Here is a 19,487-nt window from a genome sequence, read left to right as displayed (position 1 = left end):
TAGCCAGCGTCGCATAGCCAACGTCGCATAGAGAGAAACACTGGAAACATGGGAGAGGGATCATGGGTTGGTTTAATAATCTGAAAGTCTCCGTAAAGCTGATAGGCTCCTTTCTGCTGATGCTTGTGCTGATAGCGGTGGTGGGGTATCTCGGAATCTCCAACATGGGAAAAATCAACGAGTCCGACACCAAGATGTATCAACGCGATACTTTGGGCATTTCTCACGTCAAGGAAGCCAACATCCAGCTTCTCAACCAGAGCCGCGCTTTGCGCAATTTGATGCTGGCCAGCACGATGGAGGAGCGCGAAGCCTTCATGCGTTCGGTGCAGGAGTTCGACTCCGCCATGCAAACGGAGTTGAGTATTTCCAAAAGCATTGCTGAAACGGAAGAATCGAAACGTTTGTACAAAGATCTCGATCGCGCCTATCAGGAGTTCGTTCCGCTGCGGGACCGTCTGTTGAACATCGTCAGACAGGAGAGCCTGATGTCCAATCGCGAATCTGTTGACTTCGCCATGACGACGTTGCGCCCCAAAGCAGATGCGTTGGATAACCTAATGACTGAGCTGGTGAAGGTGATCGAAAAAAATGCGGAGTCCACTTCCAAATCCAACGATGAGCTCTACGCCACCAGCAAAACGTTGATGCTGTCGGTGATCGGCGTCGCCGCCGTACTGGGTCTGCTATTAGGCTTCATTATCTCTCGCGCCATATCGCGTCCGCTCGGACACGCCGCGGATGTGGCCTACCGCTTATCAGAAGGCGATTTGAACGTAAGCGTTAACGTCAACAGCCGGGATGAAACCGGGCAGGTGCTGGCGGCCATGTTGCAAATGGTGGAGAAATTCACTGATATCATCAGCGACGTGCGCAGCTCCGCGGACAACCTGTCCTCCGCCAGTGAGGAAGTCAGCTCCACGGCGCAGTCGCTATCCCAGGCCGCCAGCGAACAGGCGGCCAGCGTTGAAGAGACTACAGCGTCCATGGAGGAGATGAACGCCAGCATTTCGCAAAACACCGAAAACGCGCAAGTCACCGAGGACATCGCCACTAAATCGTCGCAGGAAGCCCAGGAAGGCGGACAGGCGGTGCAGGCGACCGTCACCGCCATGCGCGACATCGCCGGCAAAATCAAAATCATTGACGACATCGCCTATCAGACCAATTTGCTGGCCTTGAACGCCGCTATCGAAGCGGCGCGGGCGGGCGAGCACGGCAAAGGCTTCGCTGTGGTGGCGGCGGAAGTACGCAAACTGGCGGAGCGCAGCCAGACCGCCGCGCAGGAGATCAGTAATCTCGCCGACAACAGTGTCGACCGCGCCGAACGGGCGGGCTCCTTGCTGGATGAACTGGTTCCCTCCATTGTGAAAACCGCCAGCCTGGTGCAGGAAATCGCCGCCGCCAGTTCTGAACAGGCCAGCGGCGTGGCGCAAGTCAACACCGCCATGACCCAGGTCAGCCAAGTGACGCAAAGCAACGCTTCCTCCAGTGAAGAGCTGGCGGCGACGGCGGAAGAGTTGAGCAGCCAGGCGCAGCAACTGCAGCACATCATGGCGTTCTTCAAGCTCGGCGACAGCATTTCCAGCGCGGCGAGAGCGCCGGCGCAGAGAGAGGCTGTGACCCCAAAATCCGCCAAGGTCAAGCCTTTGCGGGTGGTCAGCAAGCCAGCGGCGGAAGCGGCGGAGCCGGACGAAGCGCACTTCATCCGTTTTTAACCGTAACCCTGCGTCAATAAGGAGGCGAATATGGCTCAGGCATTGGAAACCAGCGCCCAGCCTGCGGACAGCGAACAGTACCTCACTTTTATGCAGAGCGGGGACATGTATGCGATTCCCCTGCTGGGAGTGAAGGAAATTATTGAGTATGGCGGCATCACGCCGATTCCCACTTTGCCGCAGTTTATCCGCGGGGTGATCAACCTGCGCGGTCGGGTGGTGCCGGTGATTGATTTGGGCTGTCGTTTCGGCAAAACCGAAAGGGAGGTGACCCGGCGCACCTGCATTATCATCGTGGAGGTTGGCTCGGGAGAAGAAAACCAGGACATGGGCGTGATCGTGGACAGCGTGAGTGCGGTTATCGATATCCCCATGGTCAACATTCAGCCCCCGCCGGCGTTCGGCGCCAAGATCCGGGTGGATTTCATTCAGGGCATGTGGAAGTCTGATGACCGCTTTGTCATTGTCATGGATATTGACCGAGTGCTGTCCGTGGATGAAATCACTCACTTGACGGAGGTCCTGCAGGAGAGCGTCGCCTGATGGTCAAAAACGTCGCTAGCGAAAACGCTGGGCCGAAGTCCGAGCTCTATCGGATCGGCGACAGGGACTTCGCCATCGTCAAACGTTTCGTGCATGACGCGGCAGGCATCTTTTTGACCGACGCCAAAAAAAATCTGGTCACCGGTCGCCTCGCCAAACGCCTGCAAGCGCACAATCTGCAGAGCTATGGCGATTACCTGAAGTTGGTCGACGCCGATGCGGAAGAGCGCCAGATTGCGCTGAATTTGTTAACCACCAACGAAACCTACTTCTTTCGCGAGCCCCAGCACTTTGATTACATGCAGCGACATATTCTCCCGCAACGCGCGCGCGGACGGGCGTTCCGGGTGTGGAGCGCAGCCTGCTCCACGGGAGAAGAGCCCTACAGTATCGCTATGCTGCTGGACGATGCGCTGGGGCAGGCGAACTGGGAAATTCTCGCCACCGACATTTCCACCGATGTGCTCACCCACGCCAAGCGCGGATGCTATTCCCTGCAGCGGGCGCAACACATGCCGCCGAACTATCTGAAGCGCTATTGCCTGAAAGGGGTGGGGCCGGAGGAGGGCAATCTGTTGGTGAACAAAAAACTGCGCGGCGCCGTGCAATTCAGAAATCTTAACTTAAACGCCACACTGCCCAACGTGGGGCAGTTCGACGTGATTTTTTTACGCAATGTCATGATCTATTTTCAGGCTGACACCAAGCGTCAACTGATCGCCAAATTGATACAACATTTGCACAAAGGCGGTCATTTGTTCATCGGCCGGTCGGAAAGTCTGAATGGCGTGACGGAACAACTTGAGCAGATATGTCCCGCCGTGTATCGCAAACCGTAACCATCAAACCTGAAGAGCCTCTGGAGATTTTCCTGGATGCAGGGGAGTTGTACCTGGCGGAGGCGGACACCCGCATTCGCAGTCTGCTGGGGGAAGGGGGCGTCATCACCCTGTGGCACCCGCATCTGAAACTCGGGGGCATGTGTCATTTCAGGAATGTGCGCATGAACGCCGACGAACCCGGCGGGCGTACGCTGAACCCAGCCTATGCGGACGCGGCGCTGAGTCTGTTGCAGTTGGAAATGGTGCGCGCCGGCGCGACGCCGCGACGCTTTGAGGCGAAACTGTTCGTCTTCGACGGACCCGACGCGGACAAGACGGCGAAAGAGGCGGGAAAGTTGTTGCATGATTTTGGCTTCAAACTGACGCTGGACCACAACGGCAGCGGCAATCTGGTGTTTGATGTCTGGAACGGGGATGTCTGGATTCAGAAAGACGCCCCCAGCATGATTGACGCCGGCAAGGCGCCCCAGGACATTCTGGAAGTCTATCTGGACCCGGGGGAATGGTATTTCTCCGACGCGGACACTCGCATGAAAACGCTGCTTGGCTCCTGTGTGGCGGTGGTGTTGTGGCATCCCCAAAAGCGCCTGGGAGGCATGTGTCATTATATGCTTCCGCAACGCAACGGCGCGGCGTCCAACCAGGGATTGGACGGACGCTATGCGGACGAAGCAATGCAACTATTGGTAGACGCCTTAAGGAAGGAGCGCACACGACCGCAGGAGTATGAAGTGAAAATATTCGGAGGCAGTTCGATGTTGGAAGGGTCTTCAATCAACGTGAGCAAACGAAACATTGAAGCGGCGTATCGCCTGCTCAAACAGCATGGATTTCGATTGGTGGGCGAAGACCTGGGCGGTCGGGCGCATCGCAATCTGGTGTTCGACGTCTGGAGCGGCGATGTGTGGCTAAGGAAGGGAAGCCGATGAACGCTAAGATCAAGGTCTTGCTGGTGGACGACTCGGCTGTGGTCAGGCAGGTGCTGCAACAAGTGCTGGAGCGGGACAAAAATATCGAAGTGATCGGCGCCGCGGCGGACCCTATTTTCGCGCAATTGAGGATGAGCAAGCAGTGGCCGGATGTGATCGTGCTGGATGTGGAGATGCCGCGCATGGACGGCATCACCTTTTTGAAAAAACTGATGGCGGAACGGCCCACGCCGGTGGTGATGTGCTCCACCCTGACCAGCAAGGGCGCGCAGACCAGCATGAAAGCGCTGGCCGCCGGTGCGGTGGCGGTGGTGGCCAAGCCTGCGGTAGGGGTGAAGGAATATCTGGAGAGCGCCGCTGGCGAGCTGATCATGGAAATCAAGGCGGCGGCGAAGGCCAACATGCGCAATATGCCCGCCGCGACGGCGTCTGCCCAGTCCATGGCGCTCCCCGCCAAATTCTCCGCGGACGCAGTGATTCCCCTGCGTACAGGCGGCGTCATCGCCGGCGCCAATAAAATCGCTGCGTTAGGCACTTCCACCGGCGGCACTCAGGCGTTGGAGTACGTTCTGACCCGTTTACCCCGTAATTGCCCTGGCATCGTTATCGTGCAGCATATGCCGGAAAAGTTCACCGCGGCTTTCGCTGAGCGTCTGAACAGCATCTGCGAGCTGGAAATTCTGGAGGCGGAAAGCGGCCATCAGGTGGCGCCGGGGCGTGCGCTGATTGCGCCCGGCGGCAAGCATATGCTGTTGCGGCGCAGTGGCGCGCAGTATTTTGTGGAGATCATGTCCGGGCCGCCAGTGAACCGGCATCGGCCCTCCGTCGACGTTCTGTTTCGTTCCGTGGCCCAGGCGGCGGGACGCAACGCTTTAGGAGTCATCATGACCGGCATGGGCGACGACGGCGCCAAGGGATTGCTGGAAATGCGCAATGCCGGCGCTTTAACCATTGGTCAGGATGAGCGCTCCTGCATTGTCTACGGCATGCCGAAGGAAGCGGCCAAGATTGGCGCGGTGACCCGGGAAATCTCTCTGGAGCGCATACCGCAGTGTGTTCTGGATATGGGAGCGTCTCTCACCGCCAGCGCCCAGCGGGGATGACCTTCAGCATCTGGCGACGGCGACGCCCCGGGACGCCGCAGGGCTGGATGCGTCATCAGGCGCCGGAGCAAGAGAGCGATTACGCTCCCCGGAAGTTCTCCATGCGCTGGATGATGGCTTTTAACTGATCATCCAGTCCGGTGACTTCTTCGTAGGTCTTGAAGGTGCGCTCCAGCCCTTTGCGAACCACTTTGGTCAGAGTCTCCTCCTGGCTTTCCAGCAACGCCAGACTGTCGTAGGAGATCACCAGCTCATCCAGCGTCTCTTCCAGAACCTGGAAGGCGGTTTTATGTTGTCGCTCGCGAATGTTGTTGATCTCTTTCAGGGCATTGCGGCTGTCCTTCATTACACCCTCTATCAGGGCGATCAGCATCTGGTTCTCCAGCCCCTGGCGTCGAAACTCGGCGCACTCCAGCAACAGCAGTAAGTTGTCGCGGGCGCGGCCTTTCTTTTCTTCGTCCTCCGGCATTTTGGGCGCCAACAGGGAGAAGGGCGGGATGTTGACCAGTAAGCGTTTGTTGAACTCCAGCAGGCGTTGCTCCTGATCTTTGACTCTGAGCAGCAGCTCAGACTCCAGCGGGGAGACAAACCCCTTGCTGCTATGGCTGATTTTTTCGTTCTCCAGATTGATCTGTACGGTGCCCTGCAGGTCAAACTCCTCCAGCGTCTCGATGATCAGGGCGGCCAGATCCGCGAGGGAGTTAACTTTCATACTGCGGCGCAGGAATTCCAGAATCACCCCTTGCTCGCCCGCGACGGTGATGGCGGTCATGGCGGTGGACATGGCCGCCTGCTGCGCCTCCTGGCCCGCTTTGGCGCGTTGAATTTGCTGAATCGCCATGCGCACTTTCTTGCGCAGCACGTCCGGTTGCGCAGGCTTGATCAAGTAGTCCCGGCCGCCGGCGTCATACCCCGCCAGCTTTTCCTCCACCGTGTCGTGGGCGGAGACGAAGATGACCTCAATATGTTGCGTGGCGGGGTTCGCCTTCAGTCGCCGGCAACATTCGTAACCGTTCATTTCCGGCATGGTCACGTCCAGCAACACCACATCCAACAGTGGATCTTTTTCCGCCAGCTGCAATGCTTTGGCGGCGCTGGTGGCGGCTTGCACCGCATATTCGTCTTTCAGGTTCTCCAGCAGGAAATGCAGATCATTCGGCGAATCGTCGACGATCATCACATGGGGCTTTTCGTCGCTCATTGTGGTTCACCCTGGGTTTGAATAAGTTGGGATAAGTGGGTTTGAGCCAGCTCGATATCGAATTGGAACAGCGCCTCCTCCAATTCCGACAACATACGGATCTGAGGCGGATCACTGATGGAGGCGCGCAGTTGGGCGAGAGACTTCTGCGCCTGTCCCAGGTCGCTTTCCAGATAGTCTCTTAATTGCAGCAACTGGGGCAGCAATGGGCGTTGATCTTTGCTGAGTATCGATGGCGCAGGAGCGGCTTCGTTTTGCTCAAGGCGGGACAAGCCCGTCAGTACTTCCTCCAACGTTTGCAGCAACCGCGCCATCAGGTCGCGGGTCTGGCTCTGGTCGCCGGCGCGAGCGGCGCTTTCCACCGCGCCGGCGGCTTTGCCCAGTGCTTCCGCGCCAATAGTCGCGCCACTGCCTTTGAGGCCATGAGTAATGATGGCGATTTCGCCGAGCGCGTTCTGTTTCGTCAGGGTTTGCAGTTCCTCGGGGGTGTCCGACCACTTCTCATAGAAACCGCTGAGAATGCGTTGAAACAGGGACCAACGTCCTCCCAGACGCTGTAAGGCTTCTGTGATGTTGAGGCCGGGCAGGGAGGGAATGTCGTGGCCTCCGGCCGGCGCCGCATTGGCGCTTTCCCGCGTCGTGGGCGCCGGGGTTTTACTGCGCAACCAATGGCTCAGGGTTTCGAACAGTTCCTCGGCGGCGAAGGGTTTGACGATGTGGCCGTTCATGCCGGCGTCGCGACTCAGGTCGCGGTCGCTTTGTTGCGCATGGGCGGTCATCGCCAGAATGGGAATATTCGCAAAGCGGCCGCCTAAAGCGCGGATAGCGCGGGTGGCGTCGAGGCCGTTGAGTTCCGGCATCTGCACGTCCATCAATATGAGGTCGTAGTCTTTACCCTGTACGGCGTGCACGGCGGACAGCCCGTTGTCCACCACGTCCGGTTTGACGCCGACAGAGCCAAGCAGATCTATGGCTACTTCCTGATTGATCACGTTGTCTTCAGCCAGCAGCACCCTGGACCCGCCGAACCACCAGCTTTGTTCGTCGTCATCGTCGGAGTCGTCATCCAGGCAACAGAGTCTGCAATTCTCGCCCACATAGTGGTTTTGCAGCAGCACGAATAAGTCATGGGGACGAATGGGCGAACGCAACTCGGAGTAAAGCGCGGCTTCGCTCTCCAGCTCTACTTGCGCGCCAAAAACCCGTATGGCGGTAAGGTTTTGCTCGCCGTGTTTATCGCGTAGCCATTCCATAATTTTTAGTGGCGGAGTCTGTTGGTGGATCAATATCAGATCGAAGGGGCGGCAGGCGCTTTCCAGAGCCCTCAGGGCCTCTTCCATAGAACTGGACGGAACCAGGTTGTCCACGCCAAGTTCGCGCAGGCCGCGTTTCAGGAACGGCGTAATGGACTCCTCCGCCAACAAGAGAATGGGCTTGTCCGCCCAGGGCGCGGAGGGCGGCTGCCGGGTTGACCCATCTAAGGACAGGGAGTGATAAGGCAACGCGAAATAGAAGTCGGCGCCGACGCCAGGTTCGCTGCGAACCTTCAGGCGTCCCCCCATCGCCTCCACCAGACGGGAACTGATGGACAGGCCCAGTCCGGTGCCGCCGTAGCGCCGGGTATGGGAGTCGTCGGCCTGACTGAACGGTTCGAAGATCTGTTGTTGCCGGTCTGCGGGAATACCGACGCCGGTATCCGCCACGCCGAACACAAGACGGTCCTCCACCGGGTAGCAGTACAACGACACTTCTCCTCGCTTGGTGAACTTTACCGCGTTGGAGAGAAGGTTGCAGATGATCTGCTTGAGTCGGGTTGGATCGCCCATGATCTGATCGGGCAGATGGGCGGCCAGGGTCAGCGTCAGGGTCAGGCCTTTATCGGACGCCTGGCTGCACACGACTGGAAAACAACTGTCCAGCAGGCGGCCGAGTGAAAAAGGGATGCGCTCCAGATTGACTTTGTCGGCTTCCAGCTTGGAGAAGTCCAGCAGGTCGTTGATCACCGTCAGCAACAGTTTGCCGGAGGTGAGGGCGGTTTTTGCGCGCGCTTTCTGCTCGCGGGACAGATCGCCCTGCATCATGGCCTGCAACATGCCGATCACTCCGTTGAGGGGCGTGCGAATTTCGTGGCTCATGTTGGCGATAAACAGGCTCTTGGCTTTGTTGGCGGCCATGGCCTCATCCCGAGCCAGTTCCAACTGCCTGGTGCGATCTTTGACCATGTCGCCGAGGGAGTGCACCATGCCTGCGGTTTTTTGTAAGGCGTCCTCTAACAACAGGTGGCTCTCATATAGTTCGCTGGCCTTCAACTCCAGCAACTGCTCCGCCTGATGACGGGCGGCGCGTTCCCGGGCGAGAGCGCGTTCAAGCACGGCGATTTTGGTCATTGGATTTTTTTCAGCTCAAAGGTGATATGGTCCTTTTCCTCAATTCGCTGACTTAATACGACCCCGTCATTGAAATGGGCCAGGGCGCCCTGTATCAACCCTTCCGCCAGGTCTTCCAGATGTCGGGTTGAATAGTAATACAGCAGCAGTCGGTTGGGCTGCGGCTGAGCACAGTCAAAACGCGGCAGTTCCGCGTCCGGATAGAGCTTCTGCACTTCCTGATGGATATAAACGTCGATTTTGCTGAGAAAGTCGAACGAGCCGTGGATGTCCTTGAAAAACTGCGGATACAGGACATAGAAGCGGCCGAAGAGATGTTCGCCGAAGGTTTTCAACAGGTCAGGAATTGGAGCGCTGTGACGGGCGCTAAGCGTTTGCAGCAGTTCGACCATTTCGCTGTGGTCGTAGGTGCCTACGGAGGTGTATATCCCTGACACGCCGGATTCTTCAATAAGAGCGTCGACTTCCTCAAGCCCGAATTTATCTTCCACCAGTTGCAGAAATTCGGTGAAAACGATGCCTTTCATCTTGCTTCTCTTCCTGAGCAGGTCCGTTACCAAAATTGTAGCAGTGGAGGTGGGCGTTGCAATGCAACCTGAGCGATTATTAATGGCGCTGACGCCGCGGGGCGCAAGGCTTCTGGCGGCGTGAGCGGGCCTGGTGGAAGCTTTAGGTTGTCCTCAAGAAAGGAGTTTGCTAGGATTCGCCCACTCTTAGGGGAGTAGTCTCCCGGCGGCAGCCGGGACGGTCGTCAACAGTCTCCGGGCGCAAAGTCCGTGGCGGTCGTGTCCCTCCCAGGATTGATGAGACCTAAGACGCACGAAAAGCACCCAGGGGTGGATGCTTTTCGTGCGTCTTAGCGTTTATCTTTCCACCCCAGAGGCTGCACATGATGAAACTACTTGCTCTTCACGTCGCCGATTCCGTTCCATGGAATCCGGCCGCACCCAAGGCGTACGCGCCGAACTCTGCTAAACGCGAGGTGATCGCATGACGCTTGCATTGCTTGCCATAGTTGCTGGCCTGGCGCTACTGGTCTGGAGCGCGGACCGTTTTGTGGAGGGCGCCGCTGCGACGGCGAAGCATGGAGGCATGCCGCCCCTGCTGATAGGGATGGTGATTGTGGGGTTCGGCACGTCGGCCCCGGAAATGGTGGTGTCGGCGCTGGCGGCGTCGGAAGGCAACCCCGGTCTGGCGCTGGGCAACGGTTATGGCTCCAACATCACCAACATTGCATTGATTCTTGGTCTGGTGGCGGTGATCAGCCCCATCGCCGTACATTCCCAGGTATTACGCAAAGAACTGCCGATTCTGACTGCAATCACGCTTTTATCCGCCGGTTTGTTATGGGACGGCGATTTGACCCGCGTAGACGCGGCGATTCTGCTGGTAGTGTTCGCCTGCCTGATGGGCTGGACCATTCGCGAAGGCATGCAGCAGCGCTCCGACGCCTTGGCGTTAGAGGTGGACGATGAAATGATCGCGCATCCTTTGCCGTTGAAAAGCGCCATATTCTGGCTGGTGGCCGGCTTGATTCTACTGATCGTCAGCTCGCGCATTCTGGTGTGGGGCGCGGTCACAATAGCGCAGAGTCTGGGCGTCAGCGACCTGATCATCGGCCTGACTATCGTAGCCATCGGCACCTCGCTGCCGGAGCTGGCCTCCTCGCTGGCGGCGATCCGTAAAGGCGAGCACGACCTCGCCATCGGCAACGTCATCGGCTCCAACCTGTTCAATACACTAGCCGTCGTCGGTATCGCCGCCGCCATTCATCCCTTGGAAGTGCAGCCGGAAGTCCTGTACCGCGACTGGTCGCTGATGGCCGGCCTCACCCTGGCGCTATTCGTCATGGGCTTCGGCTTCAAAGGCAAACAAGGCCGCATCAACCGCGTCGAAGGCGGCATTCTGCTTGCGGTGTACATCGCCTACACCAGCTACCTCGGCTACACCGTAGTGGCCGCTGCTTAAACAGATCGAAGCGGGCGTTGGGATGGGGTTCCTGACGCCCGCAGGTGATTTATTTCCTCGTTTTTATCCCGCATTCTGTCAGCCGATTAATACGCCCGGGTTTCATTGCATATCCTCACCGCGTCTTTAATCGCGAATCGCGCACAGACTGAAATAAACAATTTAGAGATGTTATCCCGTGACTATTCCTTACGATGCTATACATGCCCTCAAAGCTGAAATCGAAAACAATATTGAAGCGGCGGTCAACGCCTTCCAAACGGATTTTGCGGCGACGCTGACTACGATCAGCCGTCAGACCTCCCCGATATATGACTTTCTCAATAACGACGAATTATGGACCGACGACATTGACTGGGATATCCGCGCGGAGTTGAGCAAAGAATGTTTTACCGCTGTCGAAAACGGGCTGCACGCCTTCTGCGATACGCTCATCGCCCGGGCGAACGCCTCGGAGACGTTCATGCAGACGCTACATGAACATCTGGCGGAGACAGAACAGGACTATCGTTATTACCTGTTTGCGAAGATGAGTGACGAGACCACGTTCTCCATGTTGCTGGACAAGCTGACGCAGCAGCTTGAAGTGGAGGATCATGACTACCGTTCAGCCTGGCTGCCCACGTTGCGCGGTTGGGGGCAAAAAGCAGAATACGCTGGACGGGTGACGGCGTTCTTGGAATCCAGCTTTGAGCGGCATTTCGAGTACGCCAAAAGGGTGCGCAGCGAAAAGTTGCCTTCTTATGGCTTCACGCCGTCGCTTTATCATGAAGCCAATAAGGGGCTGGTAGGCGCTCTCGCTATGGAGTACACGCGCCACCACGTACCCAACGCTACCGATATCTTGTTGGAGGTCTTGAAGAAGGTCAGCGATGACGACGCCTCTTATGGACTGAACTGCAAGACCGGTCCTGTGGCGATTGCGCTATCGCTGTGCGGGTATGCGGGAGACGTGAGTGTATTGGAGTCCTTTCTGGAAAGCTTTGAGTGGCGCTATGAAGGCGCTCAATTCGTCATGGAAACCCGCTACGCGTTGTGGATGATTAACCGCGACGCAGATGGCGCTGCGGCGTTTCTTCAGAATCCCGAAAATACGAAAAATTTATCCTATGCTGCTTGCGCCATCGCCGACCTGGACGCAAAACAATATTTACCGCTAGTGGAGCAGCGTTTCGCGGACATCGACAAGCCTGTCGCCCAAGAAGTCTTTAAAGAAACCATTGCGCGATTACGTGATCAAACCTCTGCGCCGGCTCTTTCAGAGCGAATGATTTATCTGTTTGGCGAGACGGACAGAACGGAAGTCCTGCTGGGCGGCGACTATTCAGGAGAGTTTTACAGCCGAGCCAAGGCTGCCTCCCTGGGGGAGACCATCATAGATTTCACGGAAGAGGATGATGACTCGGCGGATATTTTCTAGGGCGCGGGTGATAGATTGCGGGGGAAAAGGCGAGGAGAGTAAGAGACCGTTGTAACAGCTACTCCGCCGCCACGGCCTCAGTACTCAAGATGCGCGCTGGCTGACTATTGGCCTCGCGGGTGATCCATTCCTGCAGCGTTTCATATTCCCGGCTGTCCCGTAACGAGGGGACGCAGGTGAGTTTGTAGCCCAAACCGGTTTTCACGGTGCGGGAAAACACGTTGATCAATTGTCCGCCGGCCAGTTCATTCTGCACGTACAGGACATCGGTGATGGCGACGCCGCTGAACTTCACGGCGGCGGTGATGGCGGATTCCATGGAGTCCATGATCAGCATCCGGTCCGCACTGATCTGAGCGCTGGACAGGCCGGTGTGGGAGAAGAACAGTTCCCAGTCGGACATGGAAGGGTTAGGGCTGATGAAATTCGCCTGATTCATAATCTCCTGGTCGGACAACCCCTGTAACTGCTCGTAATAGTCTTTGGAGCACACGGCGACCAGGTTTTCCTCGTAAAAGAACTCCTCGGACGGATCGTCGCAAAAGATGATGCCCATATCGTAATGTTCTTTCAGAAAATCGACGGAATGACGCCAGGCGGTCGTCACCTTCAGATTGAGTTCTGTTTCTTCGCGAATGCGGCTGAGGCGCGGCAGCATCCAACGAATGGCGAAAGTGACCGGCACTTTGATTTCGATAAAGTTCTTTTCGTGGGGAATGCCGCAGGCGCCGCGAATGATCTCGAAGGCTTGGGTTAGCTGCTCCCACAGACGCTGTCCGCTGTCGGTCAGTTGCACCTGCTTGTTGTTTCTCACCAACAGCCGCTTTTCGAAATGCAGCTCCAGAGACTTGATATGCTTGCTGACCCCGCTGTGGTTGATGCACAGCTCTTCTGACGCTTTACAAAAACTCTGGTGGCGGGCGACTGCTTCAAAAACTTCCAAGGCTTTTAATGAAGGCCGTGAGTTACTCCTCATACATCCCTCGTGGAAAAAATATCACAGCGATGTGCAATATAATCAATTTACTTTTTTGAGTCGATTAAAATATCTTTTTCTAAATAAAAACAAATTGTAACGTTGCTTTTTGCATGGTATTGACAAGGTTGTCACTGTTCGCGGCGACAGGTTTAGTTCTCGGAATGCGGCGGTTTGACTGGCGCAATGAGAGGCGGACCGTCGGCCGGATAGGTGTGTCGTCATGCCGGTTGGAAGGATTTTCCTCCTGACTGGCCTGGTATTTCAACTCTCCGTCCACGCACCGTTCGATTCGTCGCTGGTTTCGTGGAGGGTTGTTTGGAGGCTTGTGATGCAACAGGCGTCCAAACCCGACATTCATCCAATGATTTTCCAGCGTAGGACGCCCAGGCCAGGGGCGCACATGGAAAGCCCGCCGCAAACCCGGATGTTGCAGGCAATTGCAGGACCCGGCTCAGAGCGATATAACGCAGCAACGCAAAGCGTAAGGTAACGCGTTTGACCTGACAAACCAGTGTTCCAAGTCAAGAAGTAATGGAAAGGAAGTTCGCAATATGAATATCGTAATCATTGGCGGGGGCCAACAAGCCCACGCACTTCTGGGTATCTTCGCCTCACGAGGGCAGGAAGTTTCGATGCTGACCCGGAAAGCCCAGGAAATAAACGAAAGACTGGGCGCCAATGGCCAGATTGTCGTATCCACCCCCTATGGGGAGGATCTGCACGCCAAGCCGGTGCGTGTAACGGACAATCCCGTTGAAGTCATACCCCAGGCGGATCTGATTTTTATCACCAATCCCGCTAACGATCGTCCCCGCGTTCTGGCGCAAATCGCCAATCTGATTTCTGAAGACAAGGTCGTGCAGTTGTGCGCAATACCCGGTTGGGGGGCCTTTGACTGGATGGTGGACTATCACATCGGCCGCCGCTCCAATGTCTACGCCTGGGGCATCAAGGACACGCCGGTGATGGCCTCGCATCTTACGCCAGGCCAGAGCGTCAGCATTCTCGGGTTCAAGAAGGAGCTGTTCTACGCTATCTCCAACCCGACACACATCAAGGTGGAGCTGGCCAAGAAAGCCCTGGAAAAGCTGTTCTACCAGCCGGCGAGTCGGGTGGAGCACTACATTGAACTGAGCGCCTGCGCCGGCAATCCCATCGAACATTTGCCGATTCTGTATTCCCTGGTGGGGCCGTATTCGCAGTGGGACGGCAAGCCCTTCAAAGAACGCCTGAACTTCTATGAAGATCTCACCGAGTTCGCCGCTTATCTGATCAAGAAGTGCGACGAAGAGCAGCAGGCCATACTGGCTGCGTTGAAAGGCGCGTATCGTTCCGAATTCCCGTTTGTGCTGCCGCTACACGAAGACATCGTGAAAATATACGGCAGACAGATCGCTGATCCGCGCACGCTATACTCTACTTTCCGCACCAATCCGGCGTACGCCGGCATCAAGATTCCCATGTTGACGTGTGAAGGCGGTTTTGAGGTTAATCGTCGCCACCGTATCTTCACGGAAGATGTGCCTTACGGCATGGATTTTTTCCTGGAAGCAGCCAAAAGACTCAACGTAAATACCCCCATGCTCGCGGAAATTCGGGATTGGGCTTATGAATATTGCGGGGGATTTGAAGACAACATTAAGCGCTATTTTCCCTCGGGTTGGCCGCAACGCCCCATGGCGTTGGTGCGTTAGCCAAAGGAGCAGGGAAGTAATGGTGACAATTAAATCATGCCGGCAAGGCGGCGTGAGGGGAGAGGTTGCGCCCTTTCTGGCGCCGCTGGCCCATTCCCTGACGCAAAGGGTGCTGGATTGCGATCCCGTTCGTTTACAGGCGCTGATGGACGCCCATGGCTCGCCCGTGCACCTGATGTTTCCACAGATATTTGAAGAAAATCTCTACCGCTTTCGGCGGGTGTACGCCGCCGCCGATATTCGCGGCGACGTGCTGTATGCGATGAAAGTCAATCGCTGCAACAGCTTTCTCAAAGCCCTCGCGGTCAATGGCGCGGGAGCGGATGTCTCCAGTTTGTTTGAGTTGCAGGATGCGCTGGCGGCGGGCGTGGAGGGCGATGCCTGTTCGCTGTCCGGCGCGTTTAAAAGCCCTGACTTTGTTGAACTGGGCGTCAAGAAGGGGGCGGTCGTCGCCATTGACTCTGCGGAAGAATTCGAGGGCCTGCAGGCGTTGCTGCTGGCGTCTCACAAAGGCGGTAAGACCCGCATCAAGCTGCGCTGGAACGGCGATGTCGGCGCCAGCCGCTTTGGCATGAACAGTGAAACGTTGAGGACGCTGGCGGACACATTGCAGCCGTTTCAGGATCGCCTGGAGCTGGAAGGCGTCGCGCTTCACCTGGGCGGCTACTCCATCCGTCAACGCGCCGAGGCGCTGGCGGTGTCTATTGAAATGATCCGCTACATTCGCGAACTGGGCTTTGACGCCCGCAGCGTCAACATTGGCGGGGGCTTCCCCACCCGATACCTCTCGCGAAGCAACTGGGAGGCGTTTCAGGGATACAACGGATCTCATTACTACACGGACGGACATCCACCGAGCGACTTTTACCCCTATTGGTCCCCCCGGGTCAAAGAAGAGGCCCTGGAGGACATTCTGGCCGCCTGCGGCAATCGCGAGCGCCTGCGACAAGAGAGCGTGGCGTTATACGTGGAGCCAGGGCGCGCGTTGGTGGATCAGGCCGGAATGACTTTGTTTCGCGTCAAGGGCGTGAAGCGCCTGGGACCGGACAAGCATGTCATCGTTGTCGACGGCTTCAGCTTCAGCGCCTGTGAAACCTGGTTCCATTCGGAATTTCTGGTGGACCCGATCGTGATTGGCGCAGGCCAGGGCGGCGCCGGCGTCGCCTACATTGCAGGCGGTAGCTGCCTGGAGTCGGACGTGCTGACGAAGAGGTGGATTCCTTTCAAGAATCTGCCGCAAGCAGGAGATTGTCTGGCCTTCGTGAACACCGCCGGTTATCAGATGGATCTCATGGAGACCTGTTTTCATCGTGCGCCGACACCGAAAAAGCTTGCATTAATCGCAACCGACGCCCATGAAGGAGGGCATGGCGATTGGTCATGGCGATTGGATGAGTCGTTCTGAGCAGTTTCGCAATCAGGACTGGAAAGCACTGATATATAACGAATAAGGAATGAACATGATTAAAACAAAAGTGTCGGAATTAATTGGCGAAACCCCTCTACTGGAGCTGCCTTTGCAGGACTGCTCCTGGAAATTGCTGCTGAAGCTGGAAAAGTTCAACCCCGGCATGAGCATGAAAGACCGCATGGCCCGCAGCATGATCGAAGCGGCGGTGAGGGAAGGCCGTTTGCAGCCGGGCGGCGTGATTGTGGAGTCGTCTTCCGGCAACACCGCTACGGGATTGGCCCTGTTGGCCGCGGAAATGGGCTTTCGCTTTATCGCCGTGATGGACCATCACGCCGCCGTCGAGAAAGTCATGGCGGTGAAGGCTTACGGCGGAGAAGTGCACATCGTTAAAGGCGATTACGCCGACGATGAGGTGGCGACGGTGGAGAGAGAACTGACGGCGGCGCGTCTGGCCAGTGAAATCGAGGGCGCCTGCTTTATGGATCAGTCCAACAACCTGGCGAACCCAGGCGGTTACTCCGGCTCCCTGGCGCATGAGCTGATTCGCGACACCGATGGCGGCATTGATGCGCTGGTGGCCTGTGTCGGTACGGGCGGCTCCATCACCGGCGTGGCTTCGGAGTTAAAGAAGTATCGTTCCGATATTCGCATTTTCGGCGTGGAGCCGGTGGGTTCGGTGGTGTTTCGCAAGGAAGGCGGACCTTATTACCAGTCCGGCACCGGCGTTCCGCCCGGCGACGCCATCGGCGCGGCGTTTCGGCGGGAGTTGGTGGATTACGGATATCAGGTGACGGACGCGGAAGCGTTTGAAACCTGTCGTTACCTGGCGCGTCAGCGCGGGTTGTTGATTGGCGGTTCGGCGGGAGGCGCGGTGTACCAGAGCGTCAAAATCGCCCAGAACCTGAGCGGAAGCGGGACGATGGTCTGCATCGTCTGTGATGGAGGAGAAAAATATCTGCCGACAATTTTCAATGATGAGTGGATGAGCGAGAGGGGACTGTTCGAACCGCGGGTGCATCAGGAGTTAAACCGCTGGCTCACGCCGGCCTTTCCCGGGCGAATCAACAAGACCCGGGCCGGGGCGGACGCCAGGGCGGCGAGCCTGTGTCTCTGACGCAGGCGTGACGCGATGCGGTTTTGGCGTTCACAAGGGGGTGAGCGCCGAGCGGTCAACCGTGAATAAAAATCAGGGATACCAAAATGGAAAACACACACAATAGCAAAGCCATGACGTTCGTTTTTATCGCTGTCGTCGCAGGCACAGGGATGGATGCTTTCGTTAAACAGGTGGGGGAAGACGTCGATACATGGCAATTGCTGTTTCTTCGATGGTGCTTCGCTGCGCTGCTGTTGATTCCCATGGCGGTAAAAGAAGGCGCGGGCATCTTTGTCTGGAAGTCGCCTAAGGCGCACTTGATGCGCGGCGTGCTCAACTGCGTCGCCTCCTTTCTGTTGTTTTACTCCCTCGCCAATCTGCCGTTGGCGGTGGTCGTCACGATTTTCTTCGCCGAGCCCTTGTTTATTGTGCCGATTTCCGCGCTTTGGCTGAGAGAGAAAGTGGCGCCGGGACATTGGCTGGCGACACTGGTCGGCTTTATCGGCGTTTTGCTGATCGCCCGGCCCAGCGGCGACTTTGCGCCTCTGGAAATCATCTATCCGCTCGCCGGCGCGCTAGGGTTCGCGTTACTGCACATTGGCACCAAGAAGTACGGCTCCCAGGAAAGCCCCATCAGCCTGATGTTCTGGCTGGCGATCCTGACGATACTCATGTCCGGCCCCATGGCGGTGGCGGAGTGGTCGCCAGTGTCAGTCAAAGACTTTTCCTTTATCGGCCTGATCGCCGTACTGGGTTCCGTATACAGCTATTTCTGGATAGTCGGCCTGCGTATCGGCAGCGCCGCCATCGCCGCTCACATCAGCTACCTGGCTCTGCCTCTGGCCTACTTAATCGGCTGGGCTTTCTTCGATGAAACGCCGGACTTCTATACGCTATTGGGAAGTGGAGTAATCTTCCTGTCCGTGCTGATGGTCTCCGTAAAAAACGGGATGAAGCTACCTCTCCCACGGGCCCTTCGGCGCGACAAAACCTATGACGCCAAAGCGTCCTGAGTGAGCCCCGGGCCCTGGCGGCCCGGGAAGATCGATGATTTTGTTGGTTTTTTATCAGGGACAGTAAAAACGGCTTTATAGTCACGACGCTTTGCGGCATGAAGGCGCTCAAGGCGAAGCTCTCAGGGATTAAGCGCATTCCACTAATAAAACGACCGATTGACCCTGCTGTACCTCATCTCTAGTATCCCTGATTTCAACATTTAGTAGTCTTTATTCGTTTTACGCTGACAAAACGCCAAGTAACCCATGTTAAAGCGCTTATTCGCCTCCCGTAGACATCCATACATTCCTGGCTTGAACAAACCGGAAAGAATTGAAATTGATTTAAGCGGCGCCAAACTGTGCTTGCAACTGCCGCCCCATCACGATTATGAGGGGTTTGAAGCAATGCAAACCCCGATACCTAAAGTCAATATTTATGACCAGTCAATCTATCGTGACAGTACACCTGAAGATCCGTTTTCGAGCTCTGTCTTCATTAAGCGGGGTTGGGAGTATTACGGCCCAATATGGCGCATGCAGCCAGTGGCCTCCACCACCTTTATTGCAGTGGTGGAACAGGTTAACTGCTTGCCGGAAGGGATGAGTTGCTTTAATCCTCATCATCTGGAACAAGCTCTAATACACTTGATTTATGAGATGGGGCCTAACGACCCTCTACCTGGGGTGAGACTCGCACCGGTTAATTGGGTGGTTCGAGCAGCTGGTGAAACGCAATGGACTTTCTTCGAAGTACACCAAGACTTGGCCAGAATTCATGCACCTAACCCTTCCAGCGCAGCCAGTTATTCCAGCTACGCAGTGACCCCCTTGGATGATCGTTATTATCTGCGCCTGATGTTTCATAATCATGGTTACGTTCCAGTGGGGCAGGCTATCTATAATATGAACACCCTGCGGGACAAAGTTTGTCGTAATATTGTGTTGCAACTCAGCCCATCTGCCCAAGCGCAAATGGATCGAGCCCAGCGATGCTGGCCCGATGCCCGCATTTCACCCCAACGAGAGCCGGAAAATTGGGTGTATCCAGAATGGCGGTATGGTGAATCTGGATTGAATGAGCCTCTCGTCGTGATTCTTAAACCTGGTTCGGCGCCGCCGCCTTTTGATCTCTAAATACATTTGCTCACCGGAAATCATCTGGGAGATGAACTTGGACTAGGGGCGCACGTTCACCCTC

At 56.6% G+C, this 19,487-nt stretch carries 16 protein-coding genes; 12 read left to right on the top strand and 4 right to left on the bottom strand.

Going from position 1 to position 19,487, the window contains the following annotated elements:
* The first annotated feature begins 62 nt into the window (after positions 1 to 62).
* The 5 genes from HCH_RS16620 to HCH_RS16600 are packed head-to-tail and all read left to right on the top strand — an operon-like array spanning position 63 to position 5,135.
* Positions 63 to 1,718 (top strand): methyl-accepting chemotaxis protein, encoded by a 1,656-nt coding sequence (locus HCH_RS16620; RefSeq protein WP_011397512.1) that lies wholly within the window; start codon positions 63 to 65, stop codon positions 1,716 to 1,718.
* Positions 1,719 to 1,748: 30 nt separating this feature from the next.
* On the top strand, positions 1,749 to 2,261 hold the full coding sequence (locus HCH_RS16615) for a chemotaxis protein CheW (RefSeq protein WP_011397511.1): 513 nt from the start codon (positions 1,749 to 1,751) through the stop codon (positions 2,259 to 2,261).
* Positions 2,261 to 3,100 (top strand): CheR family methyltransferase, encoded by an 840-nt coding sequence (locus HCH_RS16610; protein WP_011397510.1) that lies wholly within the window; start codon positions 2,261 to 2,263, stop codon positions 3,098 to 3,100. Before HCH_RS16615 ends, HCH_RS16610 begins: the two co-directional genes overlap by 1 nt.
* The gene (locus tag HCH_RS34625) at positions 3,073 to 4,032 is read left to right on the top strand and encodes a chemotaxis protein, stimulates methylation of MCP protein (RefSeq protein ID WP_011397509.1); all 960 of its coding nucleotides are present in this window, start codon (positions 3,073 to 3,075) and stop codon (positions 4,030 to 4,032) included. Before HCH_RS16610 ends, HCH_RS34625 begins: the two co-directional genes overlap by 28 nt.
* Complete coding sequence (locus tag HCH_RS16600) at positions 4,029 to 5,135, top strand: protein-glutamate methylesterase/protein-glutamine glutaminase (RefSeq protein WP_011397508.1); 1,107 nt, start codon at positions 4,029 to 4,031, stop codon at positions 5,133 to 5,135. The genes HCH_RS34625 and HCH_RS16600 overlap by 4 nt, the downstream gene beginning before the upstream one ends.
* Before the next feature lie 79 nt (positions 5,136 to 5,214).
* Here HCH_RS16600 and HCH_RS16595 read toward each other — a convergent pair whose 3' ends face one another.
* Genes HCH_RS16595 through HCH_RS16585 form a run of 3 tightly spaced genes read right to left on the bottom strand, consistent with a single transcriptional unit; the run spans position 5,215 to position 9,250 of the window.
* On the bottom strand, positions 5,215 to 6,336 hold the full coding sequence (locus HCH_RS16595; protein ID WP_011397507.1) for a response regulator: 1,122 nt from the start codon (positions 6,334 to 6,336) through the stop codon (positions 5,215 to 5,217).
* Entirely contained in the window at positions 6,333 to 8,723 is a 2,391-nt protein-coding gene (locus HCH_RS16590) for an ATP-binding protein (protein ID WP_011397506.1), read from the bottom strand. The genes HCH_RS16595 and HCH_RS16590 overlap by 4 nt, the downstream gene beginning before the upstream one ends.
* Entirely contained in the window at positions 8,720 to 9,250 is a 531-nt protein-coding gene (locus tag HCH_RS16585; protein WP_011397505.1) for a heme NO-binding domain-containing protein, read from the bottom strand. Before HCH_RS16585 ends, HCH_RS16590 begins: the two co-directional genes overlap by 4 nt.
* Before the next feature lie 463 nt (positions 9,251 to 9,713).
* On the opposite strand from HCH_RS16585, the gene HCH_RS16580 reads away from it, so the two are divergent.
* A complete protein-coding gene (locus HCH_RS16580) occupies positions 9,714 to 10,691 on the top strand; it encodes a calcium/sodium antiporter (RefSeq protein ID WP_011397504.1) in 978 nt (325 codons plus the stop codon).
* Positions 10,692 to 10,869: 178 nt separating this feature from the next.
* Positions 10,870 to 12,111, top strand: coding sequence for a hypothetical protein (locus HCH_RS16575; RefSeq protein ID WP_011397503.1), 1,242 nt, complete (start codon positions 10,870 to 10,872; stop codon positions 12,109 to 12,111).
* 58 nt (positions 12,112 to 12,169) lie between these two features.
* On the opposite strand, the gene HCH_RS16570 is transcribed toward HCH_RS16575, so the two are convergent.
* Positions 12,170 to 13,087: a LysR family transcriptional regulator gene (locus HCH_RS16570; protein WP_011397502.1), complete on the bottom strand. Its 918-nt coding sequence runs from the start codon at positions 13,085 to 13,087 to the stop codon at positions 12,170 to 12,172.
* A 554-nt stretch (positions 13,088 to 13,641) separates the two neighbouring features.
* On the opposite strand from HCH_RS16570, the gene HCH_RS16560 reads away from it, so the two are divergent.
* The 5 genes from HCH_RS16560 to HCH_RS16540 all read left to right on the top strand — a co-directional run bounded on the left by HCH_RS16560 (position 13,642) and on the right by HCH_RS16540 (position 19,423).
* Entirely contained in the window at positions 13,642 to 14,784 is a 1,143-nt protein-coding gene (locus HCH_RS16560) for an NAD/NADP octopine/nopaline dehydrogenase family protein (RefSeq protein ID WP_011397501.1), read from the top strand.
* 19 nt (positions 14,785 to 14,803) lie between these two features.
* Positions 14,804 to 16,189: a Y4yA family PLP-dependent enzyme gene (locus tag HCH_RS16555; RefSeq protein WP_011397500.1), complete on the top strand. Its 1,386-nt coding sequence runs from the start codon at positions 14,804 to 14,806 to the stop codon at positions 16,187 to 16,189.
* Between the two features lie 55 nt (positions 16,190 to 16,244).
* Complete coding sequence (locus HCH_RS16550; RefSeq protein ID WP_011397499.1) at positions 16,245 to 17,309, top strand: PLP-dependent cysteine synthase family protein; 1,065 nt, start codon at positions 16,245 to 16,247, stop codon at positions 17,307 to 17,309.
* A gap of 86 nt (positions 17,310 to 17,395) precedes the next feature.
* Positions 17,396 to 18,304, top strand: a complete 909-nt coding sequence (locus tag HCH_RS16545) for a DMT family transporter (protein ID WP_011397498.1) — start codon at positions 17,396 to 17,398, stop codon at positions 18,302 to 18,304.
* A 249-nt stretch (positions 18,305 to 18,553) separates the two neighbouring features.
* Positions 18,554 to 19,423 carry a hypothetical protein gene (locus tag HCH_RS16540; protein WP_011397497.1) on the top strand — a complete coding sequence of 290 codons (870 nt, stop codon included), beginning with the start codon at positions 18,554 to 18,556 and terminating at the stop codon, positions 19,421 to 19,423.
* The last annotated feature ends 64 nt before the right edge of the window (positions 19,424 to 19,487 follow it).

Origin of the sequence: Hahella chejuensis KCTC 2396, from assembly GCF_000012985.1 — a bacterium.
Taxonomy (GTDB): Bacteria; Pseudomonadota; Gammaproteobacteria; order Pseudomonadales; family Oleiphilaceae; genus Hahella; species Hahella chejuensis.
Note: the sequence above shows the minus strand (reverse complement) of the source record. Positions and strands in the feature narration are given on the sequence as shown.

Coding starts and splice junctions, on each gene's coding strand:
- HCH_RS16620 (WP_011397512.1), top strand. CDS start 63: ATGGGTTGGTTTAATAATCTGAAAGTCTCCGTAAAGCTGATAGGCTCC.
- HCH_RS16615 (WP_011397511.1), top strand. CDS start 1,749: ATGGCTCAGGCATTGGAAACCAGCGCCCAGCCTGCGGACAGCGAACAG.
- HCH_RS16610 (WP_011397510.1), top strand. CDS start 2,261: ATGGTCAAAAACGTCGCTAGCGAAAACGCTGGGCCGAAGTCCGAGCTC.
- HCH_RS34625 (WP_011397509.1), top strand. CDS start 3,073: ATGTCCCGCCGTGTATCGCAAACCGTAACCATCAAACCTGAAGAGCCT.
- HCH_RS16600 (WP_011397508.1), top strand. CDS start 4,029: ATGAACGCTAAGATCAAGGTCTTGCTGGTGGACGACTCGGCTGTGGTC.
- HCH_RS16595 (WP_011397507.1), bottom strand. CDS start 6,336: ATGAGCGACGAAAAGCCCCATGTGATGATCGTCGACGATTCGCCGAAT.
- HCH_RS16590 (WP_011397506.1), bottom strand. CDS start 8,723: ATGACCAAAATCGCCGTGCTTGAACGCGCTCTCGCCCGGGAACGCGCC.
- HCH_RS16585 (WP_011397505.1), bottom strand. CDS start 9,250: ATGAAAGGCATCGTTTTCACCGAATTTCTGCAACTGGTGGAAGATAAA.
- HCH_RS16580 (WP_011397504.1), top strand. CDS start 9,714: ATGACGCTTGCATTGCTTGCCATAGTTGCTGGCCTGGCGCTACTGGTC.
- HCH_RS16570 (WP_011397502.1), bottom strand. CDS start 13,087: ATGAGGAGTAACTCACGGCCTTCATTAAAAGCCTTGGAAGTTTTTGAA.
- HCH_RS16560 (WP_011397501.1), top strand. CDS start 13,642: ATGAATATCGTAATCATTGGCGGGGGCCAACAAGCCCACGCACTTCTG.
- HCH_RS16555 (WP_011397500.1), top strand. CDS start 14,804: ATGGTGACAATTAAATCATGCCGGCAAGGCGGCGTGAGGGGAGAGGTT.
- HCH_RS16550 (WP_011397499.1), top strand. CDS start 16,245: ATGATTAAAACAAAAGTGTCGGAATTAATTGGCGAAACCCCTCTACTG.
- HCH_RS16545 (WP_011397498.1), top strand. CDS start 17,396: ATGGAAAACACACACAATAGCAAAGCCATGACGTTCGTTTTTATCGCT.
- HCH_RS16540 (WP_011397497.1), top strand. CDS start 18,554: ATGTTAAAGCGCTTATTCGCCTCCCGTAGACATCCATACATTCCTGGC.